The sequence below is a fragment of the Chromobacterium vaccinii genome (assembly GCF_000971335.1).
Lineage (GTDB): Bacteria > Pseudomonadota > Gammaproteobacteria > Burkholderiales > Chromobacteriaceae > Chromobacterium > Chromobacterium vaccinii.
This window is the reverse complement of record NZ_JZJL01000044.1, coordinates 26935-40625: the sequence shown is the minus strand read 5'-3', so window position 1 is coordinate 40625 and position 13691 is coordinate 26935. Positions and strand designations below refer to the sequence as shown.

Here is a 13691-nt window from a genome sequence, read left to right as displayed (position 1 = left end):
TTTGGCTTGTCTGCTGCTGGTGTGAGTTATCGGCGACTTCCACCATCGTACCAAATCGGTACGAACAGGCCGATTTGGTACGAACAGGCCAAAACAGCCTGAACAGGGCGAATCACCCTGAACGGGGTAAATCACCCCGATGCGGACGGCGAGCGTGAGCGACCAGATGGCAGCGGGAAAAGACGAGCACTCCGCTTTAGCGTGTACACATGGGTGTACACAATGCAAAAACGCGAGTAGCAACATCCTTGACTGGAAAGCCTTTGATGCTGCTACTCAATAATCAGATCCAATCGAGTAAGCTTTCACGACGCGTCACGGCGTGTCATCGAAACCACAAAAGCCCCGCCAGTTGGGGCTTTATTCATTGCAAATCGTGTCATGGAGTGTCAACAAAGCGCACGCTTGCCGTGTACCCAAGGATGTGCCCAGAGTACTTTTCACAGGCTCGTTTGGGTACACCCGCTCTATTCGCTGTTCAGATTTTTGACATTCCATCAGCGATGCGGGCTTGAGGCGTCCACTCAGTATTCGAGGTGGAACATGAGCAAGCAGATCAAGGCCTGGATCAAAGCCTGGTAGCGATTTGAGCGCCATTGCCATGGCAGTGGTCTTTGGCTGCGTTTTCGCAACGCCGCTTCCCCCTCCCTGCCATCGCCATGAGCTCATGACTCACATCGGGGACCCAAAATGCCAAGAGCCGCCCTCTCTCCAGAAAGGACGGCTCATGGCGCCCGCCTATATATCCTGCGCTAGCCTGTTTTCAACTCGGCCTCAGTCCAATCCCGGAACGCCAAGGCATGATCCTGAAAATATTTACTCCAGAAGGGCGTCGCTTGCACCATGTCCTCCAACCGGGTCCATAGTTCCTCATCAATCGGCCCAACGCCCATCAATCTCTTGCACTCAATGATTTTATACATCGCCAGAGCATGGTCATTACGCAACAACAAGACATTCTCGAATGTCTCCAATGCGCGCTCATAGTTTCCGTATTTGATATCGGAGTTTCGCAGAAAATTCATTTCCAAATTGATGTCATAAGCGATGGACTCAATTTGCGCAGGAGTAAAGTCCTTAGTTTCGACTACGCATCGCTTATAGCCCGCCATGCGTATATCGCCTTTTATCTGCCCATTTTTGACCGCATTTATGTACATCTCGCTGCCCGCCAATGGCGTCGCAACGTTGATCCGATACCAGTTCGCATCCAGAGAGCGCAGGAATTCCCGGGTATCGTTGATGTCATTCAATGTTTCGCCAGGCATGCCGATGATGATGTTGCAATCGGTGTAGATTCCCAAATCCCGGCAGTCCTCGACCACCCGGTTTGTGATCGACAGCTTCAGCGGCTTTCTCATTACCTCCTTCAGCACTCTTGCGCTGCCTGACTCGACTGCGAGCGTCAACTGCCTGACGCCGGTACGATGCAACTCCTCCAACATGGGCCTATCCAGCGCATACAATGCAAGCGCATTCGGGAAGAAACAGGTCAAATTCAGCTTTTGCGCGATTTTCAAAACGCTGGCGGCCCATTCTTTGTCCCAAAGAAACATATCATCCTCGATAACCAGCGTATTGGGAGCATACTTTTCACATAGATCGAATAACTCCCGCTCTATCCTCTCTATCGTGAAGCTTCGCATTTTCCGTCCATGCACCGTATGCGCGGCGCAGAATGTGCAATGAAATGGACAGCCTCTGCTCCCCATGTACGTAATATAATTTGTTCTATCACCAATGGAAGTGTATGCCTTGATGGTTGGATTAAGGTGGTAATCCTTCAGATCAATGCAGTCATAATCCAAATCGGGAATCTCATCCAGATTAGAAATAAAGTTATGCTGATACATCGTACCCTGCTTCAGATTCTCTTTTGTAATCCATTGAGCAGAGCCATTGCAATAATCAGCCTTGTTTTCCGCCGCCATCAGTTCTGTAATAGGCAGCTCGCCTTCGCCAAAGCAGAGCGCATCAAACGCATCCGGACTATCGGAGAAAAGCTCTCGATACATGGTTGTCGGCAAGTTACCGCCGCATATTCTGAATGCGTCCGGGAAAATCTTTTTAGCGACTGCAGCCAATGCCAAAAGGTTGTCATAGCCGGTAATGAAAAGCGATGAAAACCCTATCAAATCCGGCTCGAATCCAGACTGTTTTATAGACAGGAAAACCTCTTCAAACCAGTCATGGAACGAGCTTGCCTCCGGGCTATCCCATGTTTTATGTATTTCCGTATTGAAATCTACAACCTGAACCTCGGCATTGCATCTATCTTTCAACCAGGCGCTGATGGTCAAGACACCGAGAGGAACATCGGTGATCAGAACACCATATTTCCGTCCATTCTTGTGCATCCAGTATTTGCTGTTTGCGGACGGATTGACAAACGCCTCGAAGGTGATGTTAGGCGGGATAATCAATAAACACTTGGAAGACATTACTGACCTCGCTAACTTGCAATGAGAGGATTACATCGATATTAGGCATCGACATTGTCGCCAACGCCCCTCATATGTCACATTTATTGCCCTATTACAACATCACCATGATTTGGCAGATATTACGCCCAATCTCCGCAAAAGTACGAGCCGGTTCAACAGTGGCCAAGAGGCCCCAACTGCGCAACCGAGAACGAGCCCCACACGCGCCATGGCGAAGGACGCTCACGCATTCTTGCAACGCTTCCTAAAGGATATCGGCGGCAAGCCGGCAATCTCAAGCCGCTCCTACCACACGACAGCAAGGTCTTGCCCTTGGACGATCACTCGCGGCACCCGAAACCAAAGCCGGGCAGCCTCTTGCAGGCCTGGCTCGCCTTACGCCACGCTCGAGCATGCCCAGCGCATCCATAAACGAAGAGAGATCGCACGCCGGCACGCCGTTTCCACAGCCAAACAAGCCGTCATGGATCCTTCGTTCTAGACCAAACGCTCTCCGCCCCCAGTCCAGGCTCCCCGCAGGCAACGCCCCGGTCTTGCCACCGGAGCCACAGATGCCGGAAACCGGTTGTCCTGCCATTCAGCACCTAATATGAAAATGGCTTTTCACATCCTAATGTAGATGAATAAACCATGGAGAAGGACAATGCTTTATCAACTGACAGTCCGGCAGAAGCTCTTCATCGGCTTTGGTTCAGTGCTGATGATGCTGTTGGCCGTGGTGATCGTGGCGATGTTCAAAATGGATGGCATTCAGCAGAAATCGCGAGACATCATTGAGAATCGCTATCCCAAAGTGATGCTGATCGACCGCATCACGATCACCACCTTGGATATCGGCCGCGGCGTGCGCAACGCCATCATCACTACCGAACCGCAAACGATAGAGTCGGAAATCGCCCAGGTGGAAAGCCTGCGCGCGAAAAATACGGAAAACCTGAGCAGTCTGGACAAGGTCGTGGTGACGCCGCGGGGCCATGAGCTGATGGAGAAAGTAAAGCAGGCGCGCGCCGTGCTGGGCCAGCAATACGCGCCTTTGTATCAATTGGCCCGCTCGAATAAAAACGGCGAAGCCTATGTTTTCCTGAAACAGCATTTCGCCCCGGCCAACAATGCCTTCATGGCAGCGTTGCGAGAGCTGGCTCAATACCAGGAAGAAAGAATGCAGAAAGCAGTTCAGGACGGCCAGGACAGCTATGCCCAGGCCCGCAACCTGATGACTGCGGTGGCGTTGCTGTCGCTGACGCTGGGCGCGATGGCAGCATGGTTCATCTCCCGCCAGATCACCACGCCGCTGCACCGATCGGCGCAACTGGTGCATCAGATCAAACAGGGGGACCTGTCCGGCGCCGACGAGCCGCTGCCGGCCGCGCGCGATGAGGCGATCACCATCGCCCGCGACATCCAGGACATGCGCAAGGGACTGCGAGAAGTCGTGTCCAACATCCAGCAAAACGCGCACAACGTGTCCAACGCCGCCCGCGAATTGGCCAGCATGTCGGAAGAAGTGGCCGGCGGCGCGCAGCGCCAGTCCGAAGCCACCACTTCGGCGGCCGCGACCATCGAGCAATTGACGGTCAGCATCAACCACGTCGCCGACAACGCCGACCAGGCATCCGGCCAGGCGCGCGCCGCCGGGGAGCTGGCTAGCCGCGGCGGCCACAATGTGCAAGCCTCCGTCGGCCAGATCGGCACCGTGACGCAGTCTGTCTCCAGCACCTCGGTGCAGATGCGGTCGCTGACTGATGAAGTGCAGCGCATCGGCAATATCGTCACCGTGATCCGCGACGTGGCCGACCAGACCAATCTATTGGCCCTGAACGCGGCGATCGAAGCCGCCCGCGCCGGAGAAATGGGCCGCGGCTTCGCCGTGGTGGCGGACGAGGTTCGGAAGCTTGCAGAGCGCACCACCAGTTCGGCTCAGGAAATCACCCAGATGATAGGAGCGATCCAGCAGAACGCCCACCGGGTAGTGGACAGCATGGCGGGCAGCCTGACCAGCGTGGAGGCAGTCTCGGGCAGCGCCAATGAGGCGAGCAGCTCGATGCAGGAAATCGAGAGCAGCACCCAATCCATCGTCGGCACCATCGCCAGCATCACCTCCAGCCTGGCGGAGCAACGGGCGGCCAGTTTGACGCTGGCGCAGAACATGGAGCAGGTGTCTCAGATGGCGGAACAGAACAGCGCGACGGTGGAGGAGCTGGCCACTACCTCGAGCGAGCTCAATTCCCTGTCGCAGAATCTGCAGCATGTCACCGCCCGCTTCAAATTGTGAGCGCAGGTCCGGCAGGCGATAAAACGGCGGCGGGTCTCTAGCCCCGCCTAGCGAATTGACCGCTCGGTCAGCGCGCCGCTAGTTGCGCCCGCGCCTGGCTTCGCGCCTGACGAGCAGCCGCGTCGGCATCCACTCCCGGCTTCAACGCATGAATGGCCTGGCCCAATGAATCACCGGACATCATCTTGCCTTTGAGTTCGCCGAAGGGAATGCCTAGATTGCTGCTGACGTGGACCGCCGCCACGAAGCTGCCCAGATTGCGGAAGCCGGCGGCGGCTTGCTGCACATCGGTGCCCGGCGGCAACTTCGCGGCCAAGCTGGCGGACAGCCGGGAATCACTGGCCAGCTTGTCCGGGACGCGCTTGCTTGAGGCCGCATCCGTCGCCCCCATTCCCGCGTGGGCCGCGCCATTGCCCTCGCCCTGCCCATGGCCACCGCCATGCCCGCCAGGCGCAGACCACGCAGCCGGTCCCGCCAGCGCGAGCGCCACGCACAATAAGCAACTGATCGATCTCATCGATCTCATCGCTCACTCCTCCATCCCGCGTCCGGATCGGTGAACTACTTTGATATGGGATATCCCAGAAAATTCCTTACCAGACAAAGACTCGAACAACCGCCATTTCAATACCGCACCCCGCCATCAGCGATACCATTCCGCCACGCCTCGATGGCCGGAACAGGTGCCTCGATGGTGGGTGCTGAAGCTGTAGCTGCCATCTCGGCAGCGGGCGGTGGCGTTGGCCGGCTTGCTTTTGGCGTGGATGGGTTTATGCACCCGCACGCCATCATGATTGACGTAGCTGTCTTCGGTCACCAGATTGCTGGACCCCGCCACTCGCTTGGCCATGGCTGGCTGCCAGGATAAGGCCAATACTGTCGCCAACACGGCGATTCTCGCTGCTGCCAACATTCACGCTCCTTGAGATTCCATGCCGCAAACACGGCATTCAAAACTTAACCAAACTATCTCGAGCATGATAATCCATGGAAAATCAGATAGAAACGCTCCTTTTCTTGCGGCGGCCATGCCACGGCCAAGGATATGGGATGGACATTTACAAGCCGGCCCTTCTTTTTTACCTTTATTCGCAGCGTAAAATCGCAGAAAATGAGGTTTTACTACTCTTGAAAGATTCATCGCCATGACCAAAGCCGAACTGATTGCCCTTCTCTCCGACAAGTCCGGCCTGACCAAAGCCGATGTGCTGCGCGTTCTGGGCGCTTTCGACGAAGTGCTGCTGGACACCCTGGCCAGCAACGGCGAGATCAGCATCGTGGCCGGCAAGTTCAAGGTAAAGGAAACCTCCGCCCGCACCGGCCGCAACCCGAAGACCGGCGAAACCATCCAGATCGCCGCCAAGCGCAAGGTTTCCTTCGTCGCCAGCAAACAGCTGAAAGACCGCATCGCCTGATGCGAGCATGACCCGGATATGAAAAGGGCCGCGATATCGCGGCCCTTTTTGCGTGCAAGCGTGAAAGTCAGTTCTGCTGCCAGATCAATCTGGCGATGGCCGACGAGTCCAGCTCGCCGTCGCCCTGCGCCACCAACTGGTCTATCAGCTGCATCGTGCGCTCCGCCGCCGGCAGGCTGATGCCCTGCTCGCGCGCGGTATCGATCACGATATGCATATCCTTGGCGTGCAGCTTGGCCTTGAAGCCCGGCGCGTAGTTGTCGTCTATCATCCGCTGGCCATGGACATCCAGCACCCTGCTCTGGGCGAAACCGCCCATCAACGCGGCCCGCACCGGGCCGGGATCCACGTCGCAGGCCTTCGCCAGCTTGACGATCTCGGCGACCGCGGCCACGCCGACCGCCACCGCGATTTGATTGCAAGCCTTCGCCACCTGACCGGCGCCGCTGGCGCCGATGTGGGTGATGGTCTGGCCCATCGCCTGCAGCGCCGGACGCGCTTTTTCAAGCGCCTCGGCCTTGCCTCCAACCATGATGGTCAGCGTGCCGTTGACCGCGCCGACCTCACCGCCGGACACCGGGCAATCCAAGAAATCGATACCCTGTTTCTCAAGCGCGGCGGCGATGCGGCGCGCGCCATTGGGCGCGATGGTGCTCATGTCGACGCATACCAGGCCTGGCCGGGCGCCATTCGCCGCGCCCTGCTCTCCCAGCAGCACCGCCTCGACATCGGCGGTGTCCGAGACATTGGTCACCAGCACGTCCACCTGGCCAGCCAATTCGGCCGGACTGGCCGCCCAGGCTGCGCCGGCCGCCAACACGTCGTCCGCGCTCTGCCGCTTGCGCGCCCACACGCTGACGTCAAAACCCGCCTTCAACAGATTGAGGACGCAGGGACGCCCCATGATGCCCAGACCGATATAACCAATGCGCATTCCGCTCTCCGATAGAAAAACAGCGATCGGACGAGGATAGGGGATTGTCGATGACGGCGCCAGAGGCGCTCAGGGATTGCCGGCAGGTTCGCGGCGTCCGGCCGACCAGTCTTCGAACGCCGTGTCCTTGCCCCCGGCCTGGCGTTCCAGGTAATAGATGAAAGCCAGGATTTCGGCGACGGCGCGGTACAGCTCGGGAGGAATATGCTTGTCCAGGTCGACTTGCATCAACAGCGACACCAGTTCAGGCGAATCGTGGACGAACACGCCGGCCTCCTGCGCGCAATCGATGATGCGCTGGGCCATCTGGCCATAACCCTTGGCCACCACCCGCGGCGAATGCTGGCCCTCCCGATAGGACAGGGCGACCGCCGAGCGGCGCTTGTCGTCATTCTGCTGATTCATGCTGCTTCACTACCAGGCTGGCCAGATTCAGACCCGCGGCGGCCATGCCGCTCTGCAAACGGGCCGCGTTGCGCTGTATCATCTGTCCGGTTTCCCCTTCATCGGCGCTGAACATCACTTGCACCGACTGTCCCACCATCCTCAACCGGACACCCATGCCGCCCAAAGATGGCAATTCCAGCGACAGGCTGGTGTTCCACACTGGAATCTCCTCCTCCCCGCTGCCTTGCCTCTCGTTCTCGGCCTTTTCCTGCTCGATCTGCAGCTGCATCGGCTGCCCCGGCCAAGCCAGGCCCTGAAACTGCATCGTTCGGCTCTCCAGGCCATCCAGCTGGCGTTGCACCAAGCTGCCCAGCTCCTGCATCTGCGGCTTGAGCTGGCTGCTTTTCTGGTCATCGTCCAAAATATGCAAAGGCACGCTCAGCTTGGCCTGCGGCTCAAGCTTCAGATGCTCCAACGGGTGCTGGCCGTTGCTGAAGTCCTTCAAATGAGATTCGTAAAACAGGCCGCTCTGCTTGACGTCCTGCTGCAGCTGCTTGGCCACCTGCGCCGGCGCCTGCTGGGCAACATCCAGTTGCAAGGGCTTGCCGGCAGCCCGAGCGGAAGAGCCTGCCGCATCCGGAGTCGCCGACTCGGAAGACGTAAGCAACGCGGTCAGGTAACGGGATGCCTGGCTGAGCTTGACTGCGACCGAGCCATCCTGCGGCGCGGCGGCGGCGCCATCCTTGCCGCTGTCCAGCAAAGCGAAGGTCAGCGACGGCTGCAGCGACACCACCTTCAGATTGAGGGTATCGCCGGAAGGATTGGCCCCTTGCGGGAGGCTGAGCGTGAACAGCGCGTTCTTGATCAGCACAGCCAACTGATTATTGCCCAGCTGATCCGCTACCTTGGCGGTCAGCAGTTCACCCACCATAAGCGACGGCAGCTTGGACGGCTGGCTGAGAGCCTCCAGCAGCCGGGAGCCGTCTATCGAGGTTCTCAGCGGATTGGCGGTCGGCGCCGAACCCTGCGTATTGACGGGAAGATTGGTGGGCAGCGATGGAATCATGAAGTCGGGCTATTACGGTAAAGGGATACGATCAACTCCGCCTCGCTGCGGGAAATACCGCAACGCGACGCCACTTCGGAAGCGGTCAGCCCTTGCCGGATCATCTCGATCGCCTGATTGTACGGACTCAATCCCGGATCGCTGTGATTGCGGTTCTCCGCTCTCGACTGCAGGCGGGAAACATCGCGCTGCAAAGCGCTGATCTGCTGCTGCAATTGATCCAGATACAGAGAAGTGACGCTGTCGCGCTTGCTTTCCAGTCTCTGCAGCCGGCTGTACAAATAGGCGACCACCGCCGCCAACGCGAGCCACAATAAGACCATCAGGTAAGGAAAGAAGGCGCCGGACATGGAGATTGCCCCTAGGGTGAGATCCACACTGACTTAAGTGTATGGCGAAATGCGGCGCAACCCAAGCCAAAACCCGGCGCTTGAATGCTGCCCGCGCTCATCCCTTGTACTGGCGGCGAAGCTTGGAACTCTGGCTGAGCGTGCGCAGCTCGCTCTTGACCTGGCCAGCCCAGTTGGCCAGCTGGCGCTGGGTTTCTTCACGCACGATGAGAACCCTGCGCAAGGTCTCGCGCTGCTCTTCGCTCAGACTGCTACGCGCTTCCTCCGACTCCAGCTGCTTCAGCAATTGCAGCACGCCGGACTCGCTCCGCCCGTGCAGCTCCGTGAACCGCGGATGATCGCGCTTGGACACCGCCTCCAGCATCTGCCTGCTCAAAGGCTCCAGCTCGTCGATCAAAGCCGGCAGGCCGCGCTTTGCCCTGGGTCCCGCCATCGCCGTCACTCCCCGCTCTGGCCGGCCGCCTGCTGTTGCGCCGCGCCGCTCCGGTCCACTTGCTGCCAAGCCGGAAGAATGGTTTCCAGCAAGCCTTTCACCTCCGCCAGAATTTCTTTGTCATTCTTAAGGCTGGCCTTGGCCAGCCTGAGTTTCATATACAGGTACAGATCATTCAGATTGGATGCGGCATCGGAAGCCTGATCCAATTCCAACGCGACGCGCAGGCCCTCCAGAATATCAACCGTCTTGCTGATCATCCGGGCCTTTTCCTCAAAACGACCGCCATCAATCGCCACGGCCGCCGAAGCCAGGGCCTTGATCGCACCCTCGTACAGCATCACAACGATTCCGACCGGACTCGCCCCATACACGGCAGTCTTCAAGGCGTCGTTGGCGTACGCCTGATTGAACTGCTTAAGCATCCGAGAATTCAGCATGGGTCACCTTCAAATATTGCGGGCGGACGATCCGCAAAGACGTCCGCCCATTTTCAACTTATCTGCTGGAAATCATATTGAACAGGCTGTTGGAGCCCGACTGCATTTGCGTCAAAGTCTTGTTCAAATTCGTGTACTGCTGCAGCAACTGCGATTGCTTGGTATCCAGGCGCGCCTGCAAAGAACTCTGCAACTGGGTTTCTGTGCTGACCTTCGACCTGATGGTCGATTTGCTGGTTTCAATCACTCCGCTCGGTCCGAGCATGCTGTTGATTTCGTTATTGAAACGTTGGGCGAAACCGGTATTCGCACTGTTGCCGAACAGATTGGTCACCGCCTGCTTGTCTTTCTGCAGCGCATCGTTGAAGGCCGTCTGATCCAATTTCAGCGTGCCATCCTTCTGCAAGGACATGCCGACCTGAGCCAAGAAAGCGTAGGATTTTACCGGGTCCACACCCGCCACCGGCGTACTCAATACCTGCTGCAGCCGGCTCTGTATATCCAGCACCGACGCGCTGCCTTTCAACACGCCGCCGCGGGCGGCCTTCACGTCGCCAACCACCTGATTGTAAGCGTCGACGAAAGACTGCAGGTTCTTGCCCACCCCCGCGCTGTCCGGCGACATCGAAACTGTGAACTCGCCGGCCTTGTACAAATCGATGTCGACCCCAGGCACTGCGCTGGACACCTTGTTGCTGCCCGCCGTGATCGCGACGCCATTCACCGTCAGCTTGGCATTGCCCGCATTGCGGGATTCAGTCCCTGCGGCAGCGCTCTGCGACAACCCCGCCAGCGTGGAGCCCGTCGTGGAGTTCGAGTCGCTGCTGCCGGTGCCTGAGACGATCTTGAACTCGTTGTCGGTGCCGGATGACGCGGAATTCAACACCAGCTTGTATTCGCCATTGTTCTGGACAACCGTGGCGTTGACACCGATGCCGGCCGCATTGATCTTGTCGTTGATCGTCTGCAGAGAAACCGCGTCGCCCGGATTGTCGCGCAATTTGACGGTCTGGGTCTTGCCGTTGATCTGAAACGAAATCGTGTCCGGCGCGCCGCTGACAGCCGCTTTGGGATCTTTGATCGAGGCGCCGCCCGACTGGTCGAACACCAGTTGCCGGCTGCTGGCCAGATTGTCGACCTTGATCTGATAGGTGCCGGGGCTGCCGCCGCTGGTCGCGGTCACGGCGCCCATCGAAGCATCGCTGACCGACGCCTTGAATACCTGCAGGAAACGACCGGAAGACAAGCTGGACAAAGCCGTCTGCAATGCAGACAGGGAGGAGCTTAGCTTGCCTACCGTACTGAGCTGGGTATTGTATTGGTCGGCCCGCTTCTGACTCGCGTTCAGAGGCTGCCGCTCGATCATCATCAACTGGCTGACGATGCCCTGTACATCCAATGCGCCCACGGAACTGGTAATGGCTGTCATGTTATCCCCATGTTATCGCCGCATCGGGACAAATAGATCAGGCTTTGTCCTTCAGCAATAGGCCCTTGAAGTCGCCGATCGCCTTGGCGATGCGCAACGCCTCTTCGGACGGAATCTGACGAATGACCTTGTTGTTCTCCTTGTCGACCACCTTCACCACCGTGGATCCGGTGTCTTTGTCGACGGAAAACTGCAAGGAACTGCTGTAAAGCGCCGCCGTGTTGTTGAGCTGGCTGACGGAATCCTGCAACTGCTTGCTCAACGATTGCTGCTTCTGCTGCGAGTCCGCAGTGGACTGCTGCTGCTGGCTCTGCCCAGCCGCGGCAACAGCTTGCGTCGTATCGGCCAGAACGGGCTGGCTCTGGTCATTGGATGATGCCTGGTTCAACTCTACCAACTGCTGACGGGGTACCGGAGCGGCCGTCGTCGGCGCGGCTGGCGATAATATGGAAGGGATTTGCATGATTACGCTCCTCATGGCCACAGCTCCGGTTGCCCAACCGGAGCTGTGACTGGCTTTACCATCAGTGTACTACTGTTATTGCAGCAGCGTCAGAGCTGCCTGGGGCAGAGTATTCGCTTGTTTCAGGATAGACGCGCCAGCCTGTTGCAGAATCTGGTTCTTAGTCAGGTTAGCCGTTTCCGAAGCAAAGTCCACATCCACGATCCGGCTATTGGCCGCAGTCAGGTTTTGCACGTAGTTCTGCAGGTTGGCCACCACCGCGTCAAACCGGTTTTGCACCGAACCCCAGGTGGAACGCACCGTCGAAATTTCCGCGATGTCCGAATCCAGCGACGACAGAATGGCCGAGGCGCCCGACTGCGTGGTGATGTTGATCGTGCCGGTGGCCGTCAGCGCCGAGCTGTAGCTGCACAGCACGCCCGCGGAGGTCATATCCTGCGACGAAATCGAAACCTGGTTGCTGCTGGCACCGGACGAGCCCACTTGGAAAGTCAGCACCGCGCTACCGGACAACAGCTGGGTGCCGTTGAACTGGGTGGTTTGCACGATACGCGAGATTTCCTGGGTCAGCTGGTCCACTTCGTTTTGCAGCTGCGAACGGTTGGTGTTGCTCACCGAGGCGTTGGAGGACTGCACCGCGATTTCGCGGATACGCTGCAGGTTGTTGGCGATCTGGCCCAGCGCGCCTTCAGCGGTCTGACCTACGGAAATACCGTCGTTGGCGTTGCTGATCGCTTGGTTGTTGCCGCGGATGGCCGAGGTCAGCGTCTGCGAAATCGCCAGACCGGCGGCGTCGTCCTTGGCGCTGTTGACGCGCAGGCCGGAAGACAGACGTTGCAGCGACTTGGTCAGCGACATCTGCGAGTTGTTCAAATTCAGCTGCGCCTGCAGCGAGGATACATTGGTGTTGACGGTAATAGCCATGGTGACTCTCCTGGTGCTTTGTGTGGGCAAAACAGCTTGCTTACACAACTTATCGACCGAGGAGGTCTGAACTTTATGGCCAGCATGTGAATTTTCACATCAACACCATCAACTCCTTCATCCTCATCGCCAGGCTTCCAGTCCACCCATCCACCGCAGCCTGACGAACAGGCTGCGGCCAGGCACCTTCAAACGCGCTTACTGCAGCAGCGTCAGGGCGGCCTGAGGCAGGGAGTTGGCCTGCTTCAGAATCGAGCTGCCCGCCTGTTGCAGAATCTGGTTCTTGGTCAGGTTGGCCGTTTCCGAGGCGAAGTCCACATCCATGATTCGGCTGTTGGCCGCAGTCAGGTTTTGCACGTAGTTCTGCAGGTTGGCCACGACCGCGTCAAACCGGTTCTGCACCGAACCCCAGGTGGAACGCACCGTTGAAATTTCCGCGATGTCCGAATCCAGCGACGACAGAATGGCTGAGGCGCCCGACTGAGTGGTGATGTTGATCGTGCCGGTGGCCGTCAGCGCCGAGCTGTAGCTGCACAGCACGCCAGCGGAGGTCATATCCTGCGACGAAACCGATACCTGGTTGCTGCTGGCGCCGGACGAACCCACCTGGAAAGTCAACACCGCGCTGCCGGACAACAGCTGAGTGCCGTTGAACTGGGTGGTCTGCACGATACGCGAGATTTCCTGGGTCAGCTGGTCCACTTCGTTTTGCAGCTGCGAACGGTTGGTGTTACTCACCGAGGCGTTGGAGGACTGCACCGCGATTTCGCGGATACGCTGCAGGTTGTTGGCGATCTGGCCCAGCGCGCCTTCAGCGGTCTGACCTACGGAAATACCGTCGTTGGCATTGCTGATCGCCTGGTTGTTGCCGCGAATGGCCGAAGTCAGCGTCTGCGAAATCGCCAGACCGGCGGCGTCGTCCTTGGCGCTGTTGACGCGCAGGCCGGAAGACAAGCGGGCCAGCGATTTGGACAACGACGCCTGAGAGCCGTTCAGGTTCAGCTGGGCCTGCAGCGATGAAATATTGGTATTGACGGTAATTGCCATTTTCGTTCCCCTTATCAGCCCAGCGGGCTACCAAAATAATTGCCTGTTGCCAACTTGATCGGCCCCGGCGGGGAAACGTTGATGAAA

Annotated in this window: 16 protein-coding genes; 2 read left to right on the top strand and 14 right to left on the bottom strand. The window is 58.2% G+C overall.

Features of this window, described 5'->3' with window-relative positions; genetic code table 11:
• Positions 1-752 precede the first annotated feature (752 nt).
• Positions 753-2357 (bottom strand): B12-binding domain-containing radical SAM protein, encoded by a 1605-nt coding sequence (locus VL52_RS18380; RefSeq protein ID WP_052729394.1) that lies wholly within the window; start codon positions 2355-2357, stop codon positions 753-755.
• 730 nt (positions 2358-3087) lie between these two features.
• Here VL52_RS18380 and VL52_RS18375 point away from each other — a divergent pair.
• Entirely contained in the window at positions 3088-4716 is a 1629-nt protein-coding gene (locus VL52_RS18375; RefSeq protein ID WP_046158391.1) for a methyl-accepting chemotaxis protein, read from the top strand.
• A gap of 67 nt (positions 4717-4783) precedes the next feature.
• Here VL52_RS18375 and VL52_RS18370 read toward each other — a convergent pair whose 3' ends face one another.
• The 3 genes from VL52_RS18370 to VL52_RS24765 all read right to left on the bottom strand — a co-directional run bounded on the left by VL52_RS18370 (position 4784) and on the right by VL52_RS24765 (position 5863).
• The gene (locus tag VL52_RS18370; protein WP_144410319.1) at positions 4784-5242 is read right to left on the bottom strand and encodes a hypothetical protein; all 459 of its coding nucleotides are present in this window, start codon (positions 5240-5242) and stop codon (positions 4784-4786) included.
• 117 nt (positions 5243-5359) lie between these two features.
• Complete coding sequence (locus VL52_RS18365; protein ID WP_021475322.1) at positions 5360-5566, bottom strand: DUF3761 domain-containing protein; 207 nt, start codon at positions 5564-5566, stop codon at positions 5360-5362.
• 63 nt (positions 5567-5629) lie between these two features.
• On the bottom strand, positions 5630-5863 hold the full coding sequence (locus VL52_RS24765; RefSeq protein WP_144410318.1) for a hypothetical protein: 234 nt from the start codon (positions 5861-5863) through the stop codon (positions 5630-5632).
• Between VL52_RS24765 and VL52_RS18360 the strand changes: the two genes are divergently transcribed.
• The gene (locus VL52_RS18360) at positions 5862-6131 is read left to right on the top strand and encodes an HU family DNA-binding protein (protein WP_021475323.1); all 270 of its coding nucleotides are present in this window, start codon (positions 5862-5864) and stop codon (positions 6129-6131) included. The two genes, VL52_RS24765 and VL52_RS18360, sit on opposite strands and share 2 nt — an antisense overlap.
• Before the next feature lie 67 nt (positions 6132-6198).
• Here VL52_RS18360 and VL52_RS18355 read toward each other — a convergent pair whose 3' ends face one another.
• From VL52_RS18355 to VL52_RS18310, 10 genes are all read right to left on the bottom strand, one after another.
• Entirely contained in the window at positions 6199-7065 is an 867-nt protein-coding gene (locus tag VL52_RS18355) for an NAD(P)-dependent oxidoreductase (RefSeq protein ID WP_046158389.1), read from the bottom strand.
• A 69-nt stretch (positions 7066-7134) separates the two neighbouring features.
• Positions 7135-7470 carry an EscU/YscU/HrcU family type III secretion system export apparatus switch protein gene (locus tag VL52_RS18350; RefSeq protein ID WP_046158388.1) on the bottom strand — a complete coding sequence of 112 codons (336 nt, stop codon included), beginning with the start codon at positions 7468-7470 and terminating at the stop codon, positions 7135-7137.
• Entirely contained in the window at positions 7454-8518 is a 1065-nt protein-coding gene (gene fliK, locus VL52_RS18345; RefSeq protein WP_052729393.1) for a flagellar hook-length control protein FliK, read from the bottom strand. The genes VL52_RS18350 and fliK overlap by 17 nt, the downstream gene beginning before the upstream one ends.
• Positions 8515-8868: a DUF2802 domain-containing protein gene (locus VL52_RS18340; RefSeq protein WP_046158387.1), complete on the bottom strand. Its 354-nt coding sequence runs from the start codon at positions 8866-8868 to the stop codon at positions 8515-8517. Before VL52_RS18340 ends, fliK begins: the two co-directional genes overlap by 4 nt.
• Before the next feature lie 97 nt (positions 8869-8965).
• Positions 8966-9301 (bottom strand): flagellar protein FliT, encoded by a 336-nt coding sequence (locus tag VL52_RS18335; RefSeq protein WP_046158386.1) that lies wholly within the window; start codon positions 9299-9301, stop codon positions 8966-8968.
• A 5-nt stretch (positions 9302-9306) separates the two neighbouring features.
• Positions 9307-9726, bottom strand: a complete 420-nt coding sequence (fliS, locus tag VL52_RS18330) for a flagellar export chaperone FliS (protein WP_046158385.1) — start codon at positions 9724-9726, stop codon at positions 9307-9309.
• 73 nt (positions 9727-9799) lie between these two features.
• Entirely contained in the window at positions 9800-11170 is a 1371-nt protein-coding gene (gene fliD, locus VL52_RS18325; protein ID WP_046158384.1) for a flagellar filament capping protein FliD, read from the bottom strand.
• 37 nt (positions 11171-11207) lie between these two features.
• Positions 11208-11633 carry a flagellar protein FlaG gene (locus VL52_RS18320; RefSeq protein ID WP_031295495.1) on the bottom strand — a complete coding sequence of 142 codons (426 nt, stop codon included), beginning with the start codon at positions 11631-11633 and terminating at the stop codon, positions 11208-11210.
• A 75-nt stretch (positions 11634-11708) separates the two neighbouring features.
• On the bottom strand, positions 11709-12557 hold the full coding sequence (locus VL52_RS18315) for a flagellin N-terminal helical domain-containing protein (protein ID WP_046158383.1): 849 nt from the start codon (positions 12555-12557) through the stop codon (positions 11709-11711).
• Between the two features lie 198 nt (positions 12558-12755).
• Complete coding sequence (locus tag VL52_RS18310) at positions 12756-13604, bottom strand: flagellin N-terminal helical domain-containing protein (protein WP_046158382.1); 849 nt, start codon at positions 13602-13604, stop codon at positions 12756-12758.
• Positions 13605-13691 lie beyond the last annotated feature (87 nt).